This window comes from Anaerolineales bacterium, assembly GCA_016928575.1.
Taxonomy (GTDB): domain Bacteria; phylum Chloroflexota; class Anaerolineae; order Anaerolineales; family RBG-16-64-43; genus JAFGKK01.
The window spans coordinates 1-5524 of the sequence record JAFGKK010000105.1; the positions used below are offsets into that span (position 1 = coordinate 1).

Below are 5524 nucleotides of genomic sequence, written 5' to 3' on the forward strand. Positions count from 1 at the left end.
ATCATGGAGGAATGAGGGTTTATTCCGTGTCCTCCGTGCCCTCCGTGGATGTCATAAACGAACGGTTGTTGAGTATCCACGGAGAACACGGAGGATCATTGAGAAATGAGGTTTTTTCCCGTGCCCTTGTGCCCTCCGTGGATGTCATAAACGGACGGTTGTTGAATAGCCGCGGAGAACATGGAGGATCGCGGAGGAATAAGGGTTTATTCCGTGTCCTCCGTGGATGTTTTGTGCGGAAGATATTCGAACCCGTCCCCGAACGCAATCACTCTTTTTCATGCCGTTTTCCGCCATGACGGGCGTTGCGGCGCTTGCAGTTACGCGCCGAATCCGCTGCGGTTCGCCCTCCCCACTGCGGAGGGTGGTATGATGTACGCCTTACCGGACCGGAGCGAAGATCCAGATAGATCACAGGAGTGAAGACATCATCATGGAAAAGAACACCCCGAAGAAAATACACCGGATCGGGCGGCGCGAATTTCTCGGCCTAGCCGGCATCACCCTGGCGGCCGCCTGCAAGCCCGCACCGCCCCTGCTCGCCGCCATCCCCACCACCCGTCCCACACGCGGCCCGCGGACGACGCCGGTCGAGTACCCGAACGGCGAATGGCCGTCCACCGACCCCGGCCTGCAGGGCATCGATCCCGGCGCGATCGAGGACATGCGCCAGAAGATCGGACGCGAGAGCCTGCCGGTGCACGCCTTCCTGCTTATCCGCAACGGCTTCCTGGTTTCGGAGATTTATTTTCCGGGATACTCCCGCGGCCTTAAGCATCCCGTCGACGGATGCACAATGAGCGTCGTCTCGGCCCTCGTCGGTTTGGCGATCGAAGACGGTTTGCTGCAGGGCGTCGAGCAAAAGGTTCTGGATTTCTTCCCCGAAAAGCAGGCTCAGGCGGGCGACAAGCTCAAACAACTCACGATCGACAACCTGCTGACCATGACGGTCGGCCGCAAGCAGGCCCTCACACCCGATCCGGCCGACGCCGGCCGGAACTGGGTGGAGGAATTTTTCGGCCTGCCCTTCGCCGCCGCGCCCGGAACGGCGTTCGAATACGATCCCTCGGCGGCGCACGTCCTCTCGGCCATCCTGCAGGCGGCCGCCGGAAAGCCGGTGGAGTTCTACCTGCGCGAGAAGCTGTTCGACCCGCTGGGAATCCGGGATTTCTCCTGGGCGGTGGATTCCCAGGGCGTCCCCTTCGGGAACACCGGCCTGGAAATGCGGCCGATCGACATGGCCAAATTCGGGCACCTTTACAGCAGCTTCGGGGAATGGGACGGAAGACAGGTCCTGCCCCGCGGATGGCTGGAGCTTTCCACCGCCAAGCACGCCGACACCACCGCCAAGCGCAACAGCGCCGAGGATTTCGGCTATGGCTGCCTGTGGTGGATGAACGGGTTCGAGGGCTACTCGGCCCACGGCGCCGGCGGCCAGTACATCTTCGTCATTCCGGGTTTGGACGCGGCCGCGGTCTTCACCGGCGGCTTCGACCAGAAAAACTTCACCATGCCCTACACGCTGATGCGGACCCTGATCATCCCGGCGATTTGACCGCCGCGGTACCGCGGTTCGCCGCTGATTCGGAGGAACAACCAAAGCGGGTGGAACGCCGTTCCACCCGCTTTGCGTTTGTAAAGGCGGAACAGGACCCGCAGCCTCCGGTTTCTTTTAAAAAACCGCCAAAACAGCCTATGTATAACATACTTGACATTATGTAAAGTTTGTGATATACCGCTTCTCAAGGAATAAAACTATGAAGCTTGGAAACCACATCCGGAAACTGCGCTTCGAGAAGGACGAACTGACCCAGCAGCAGCTCGCGGACCGGATCGGCACCTCGCGGATGACGGTGTACTCGATCGAGACCGGGAAATTCGTGCCGTCCACCCTGCTGGCGCTCAAGATCGCGGAAGTGTTCGGCAGAAGCGTCGAGGAAGTCTTCTTCATTGTGGAGGATGAGCATGACCGCCGCAAGAAACGCAAATAAGGCCGCGCCCCGGCCGATCGATTGGCTGGGCGGACTGTCGGTCGCCGGAATGGTTTACTGCCTGGGAATCTACCTATCCCTCCGGTCGCAGCTTACGCCGGCGATGCCTGAGCCTACCGAGGCCGTAAACTTGCTCGGAGCGTCCGTCCTTCCGATACTCGCCGCGGCGGGGATCTACCACCTGGTGATCCTGTTCCGCGGGTTCCGGATGATGGCGGCGATGCCGGCGGGGCGCTTTCTGCACGCGGGGTTCCTGGTGGCGGTCATCCTCTCGGGCTTGACCCTGGCGACCGAGCCGGTCCAGCTTTCCGAGATCGGCAAGGAATATGTCCTCTTCGACGTCGAGGGCCAATGGCTGTTCCTGATCGGCTCGACCGTCTTCCACCTGGCGGTCATGGCCGGCGGCTTCTTCTACGCCCGCGGGATTTCCGGCGGAATCCGGAACATCGACAGCCGCAGCGACGCGTTCTTTGCCACGATGCACCAGGTGGGAATCCTGTGCGGCCTGCTCGGAATTCTGGGCGTGCTGTCGTACGGCCAGTGGGGGGTGCTCGAACGCTACCGTCCCTTCCTGATCATCGTCCTGTCGGTCCTGGCGCTGCTGCCGTGGGGAACCGTCCTGGCGTTCCTGCTTATCCGCAATTGGAACAAGCCGGCTGGCGCCTGGTTCGACGAGAAACAGACCGCGGATACGGCGGTCGGCGGGTTGTGCGCGATGATGGTCGAGATGCCCCTGCTGGTCGCCCTCGGCGCGGCCGATTGGTGCGTCGGGCTCGGACAGCCGCTGCCGTTCTGGCTGATGCTGGTGTTCTTTGTCTGCCTGATCGTCTTTTCCGGCGCCGTGCTGGTGCGGAGCCGGATGGACGATTCGCCGGGTTGCGCCTGAGGCGGCGCAGTCCATCCCGTCCTGCCCCTCCCACCCCGCCCCATCCTTCCCGGATAAAGGATGGGGCGGGTTGGCGACTCGCCCCGGTGGATGTCCCTGCCGGAAGAGGGCAGGATGGGACGGTTGATAAGGCATCCCCGAACGGATGCGCCTCCGCCGTCGGCGGCGGGGCTGAGCGCCCGGATGAAATTCGAGAGGCGCGCGGGTTTTTTCTCTTCACCGCCCGGCCTGCGATTCTTCCGCGGCGGACGACGCAGTATCCCCTCGATTCCGCCGCGCATCCGGCCGTCCGGACCCGCGCGGGAAGCGCCAGCGCACCGAGGGATTCCTTCGAGGTCTTCCTGCGCGATGGGAAAAGGCTGTACTTGGACTTCTTCTGGTCGCAGGCGGAGGTGGAGGCGGTCCGGGGGTTGCGGTCTCTGCAGCCGAAAAATCTCCATCTCACTGAGATTCTTCGGGCGCCAAGATCGGATCCTGAGTATGACAACCTGGGGGACTATTCACCCATGAACCAATGACTCCACTGAAAAACCACTTTTTATGCGTCGTCCACGGGATCCGAAAGAAACCTCGCCGTCCACCCCTGACAAAAAACCGAAAAGATGCTGATTTTTCGTATTTACTCAGCCTGATGCAAGGATTGAAAAAATCGTCGATAAACCGCTCAATTATTTCCTCCCTCATCCCATCCTTCTCCCAGCCCATTTCGCAAGATTGATGGCTTCGAATCATTACTTTCTTTTTTTCGCTGTTGTTGGGCTGGGAGAAGGTGCCCGAAGGGCGGATGAGGGGGAGGCTGAGCAAGCACGATTTTCTTCTCCCCTCTCCCAGCGCACGCTGGGAGAGGGATAGGAGAGTGAGGGGAAGAAATAAGCCCCTTTATGAAGAGAAGTCAGTAATATAGAATGATCGCCTCATGAGACTCTGGTCCCTGCACCCGAAATACCTGGACCGCAAGGGTTTGACCGCCGTCTGGCGCGAGGGATTGCTCGCCCAGAAAGTGCTCCGCGGCCTCACCCGCGGATACCGCCGCCACCCGCAGTTGGTCCGCTTCCGGGCTTGCCGGCGTCCGCTGCAGGCGATCGGGGCGTATTTAAAAGAAGTGTGTGCCGAGGCGGAGCGGAGGGGATACTCGTTCAACCGCCGCAAAATCTGCGCCGCGCGTTCCGCCGTGCGCCTGCCGCTGAAACGCGGACAGTTGTCGTTCGAGTGGCGCCATCTTCTGGCCAAGGTGAGGACCCGCGACCCGGCGAAGTACCGCGAACTGCGCAAGCGGACCCGCCCCGCGCCGCACCCGCTGTTCCGCGTCGTCCCGGGGGGAATCGAGGATTGGGAGCGGGGCGCGGCGGGAAAGAGGCCGCGCCAGCCGCGGAGGGCATCCTGATGGATGTGAAATCGCTCGGATATAAAACCGACCTGATCTTCCCCGCCTTCGACGGCGAGATCGTCGACCGCGGGGACTATCTCGTCGTCCGCACGCCCTCCAATCCCGATTTCTATTGGGGGAATTTTCTGCTGTTCGAGAATCCGCCGGCCGGGGGAGATTATGCCCGCTGGAAAGGACTGTTCGCCCGGGAAATCGGCATCCCGCCCCAAACGGAGCACTTAACCTTCGGTTGGGATACGGTCGGGGGGGAAACCGGGGAGGACGAGGAATTCCTGGTCAACGGATTCCGCCGCGCCCGTTCGACCGTCCTGGCCGCGCGGGCACTCCGGCCGCCCGCGCATCCCGCCGCCGAGGTGACCGTCCGGCCGCTCGTCTCCGACACCGATTGGGCGCAGGCGGTGCAGAACCAGGTGGACACCCGCGAGCCGGAGTTCACCGAAAGCGAGTACCGGGGCTTCCGCGCGCGGGCGATGGACCGCTACCGCCGGATGGCGGCCTGCGGCTTGGGCGACTGGTTCGGCGCCTTCCGCGGCAGGACGTTGGCGGCTGATCTGGGCATCTTCCGTGACGGAAAGATCGGCCGCTGCCAATCGGTTCAGACTCGTCCGGAGCACCGCCGCCGGGGGTACGCCGGCACACTGGTCTACGAGGCGTCGCGCTATGCGATGGACCGCTATGGGCTGGAGACTCTGGTCATCGTCGCCGAAACGGATTCCGACGCCGGCCGGCTGTACCGCTCGCTGGACTTTGCGGCGACCGAATTCCAATCCGGCCTCGAAAAGTGGAAGTTCGACGCGGTGTGACCCCCTCCCGACCCTCCCCCATTACCGCTGGGATAAAGATGGCCTGGGAAAAACTCATTTGTCTTTCCCGGCGGTAACGGGGGAGGACTCAGGAGGGGGAGGAAAGAGGAGGGGGGAAGGATCACGCAATGAGAAATCTTAAGAATGAACTCGCCTACGATGTGAAATTCCTCAAAGGCCACACCCTCCAGCCGGCGTGGTGGAAGGTGGCGAAGATTTTCGTGCTGCTGGGCGCGATCGCCGGCATCGTTTTATTGTTCGGGTGGCGGCGGGCGGCGGTCTTTGCGGTTCTGTTCTTCCTGCTGATGCTGTTTGTCCATCTGGTGTACCGGGCGGGTACGCGCAAGTTCACCCGCAATTGGCTGGATTTCGTCGTCGTCGCGGATCCGGAAAAGGACCGCCGGCCGGGGATCGGAGTCTGCTATTACGCTTCGATCCTCCTCAACGCGCTGATCGC

6 protein-coding genes are annotated in these 5524 nt (G+C 62.1%); all 6 read left to right on the top strand.

What is annotated here, in order from left to right:
* Positions 1-433 precede the first annotated feature (433 nt).
* Positions 434-1555 carry a serine hydrolase gene (locus tag JW929_13125; GenBank protein ID MBN1440343.1) on the top strand — a complete coding sequence of 374 codons (1122 nt, stop codon included), beginning with the start codon at positions 434-436 and terminating at the stop codon, positions 1553-1555.
* 202 nt (positions 1556-1757) lie between these two features.
* Positions 1758-1991, top strand: coding sequence for a helix-turn-helix transcriptional regulator (locus JW929_13130; GenBank protein ID MBN1440344.1), 234 nt, complete (start codon positions 1758-1760; stop codon positions 1989-1991).
* Positions 1966-2877: a hypothetical protein gene (locus tag JW929_13135; GenBank protein ID MBN1440345.1), complete on the top strand. Its 912-nt coding sequence runs from the start codon at positions 1966-1968 to the stop codon at positions 2875-2877. The genes JW929_13130 and JW929_13135 overlap by 26 nt, the downstream gene beginning before the upstream one ends.
* 916 nt (positions 2878-3793) lie before the next feature.
* Positions 3794-4261, top strand: a complete 468-nt coding sequence (locus JW929_13140; GenBank protein MBN1440346.1) for a DNA lyase — start codon at positions 3794-3796, stop codon at positions 4259-4261.
* On the top strand, positions 4261-5067 hold the full coding sequence (locus JW929_13145) for a GNAT family N-acetyltransferase (protein MBN1440347.1): 807 nt from the start codon (positions 4261-4263) through the stop codon (positions 5065-5067). Before JW929_13140 ends, JW929_13145 begins: the two co-directional genes overlap by 1 nt.
* A gap of 128 nt (positions 5068-5195) precedes the next feature.
* Positions 5196-5524, top strand: a 329-nt coding sequence (locus tag JW929_13150; protein ID MBN1440348.1) for a hypothetical protein, incomplete at its 3' end; no start/stop codon positions are given.

Excerpts from the sequence above, each read along its gene's own strand:
- JW929_13125 (MBN1440343.1), top strand. The coding sequence starts at position 434 with ATGGAAAAGAACACCCCGAAGAAAATACACCGGATCGGGCGGCGCGAA.
- JW929_13130 (MBN1440344.1), top strand. The coding sequence starts at position 1,758 with ATGAAGCTTGGAAACCACATCCGGAAACTGCGCTTCGAGAAGGACGAA.
- JW929_13135 (MBN1440345.1), top strand. The coding sequence starts at position 1,966 with ATGACCGCCGCAAGAAACGCAAATAAGGCCGCGCCCCGGCCGATCGAT.
- JW929_13140 (MBN1440346.1), top strand. The coding sequence starts at position 3,794 with ATGAGACTCTGGTCCCTGCACCCGAAATACCTGGACCGCAAGGGTTTG.
- JW929_13145 (MBN1440347.1), top strand. The coding sequence starts at position 4,261 with ATGGATGTGAAATCGCTCGGATATAAAACCGACCTGATCTTCCCCGCC.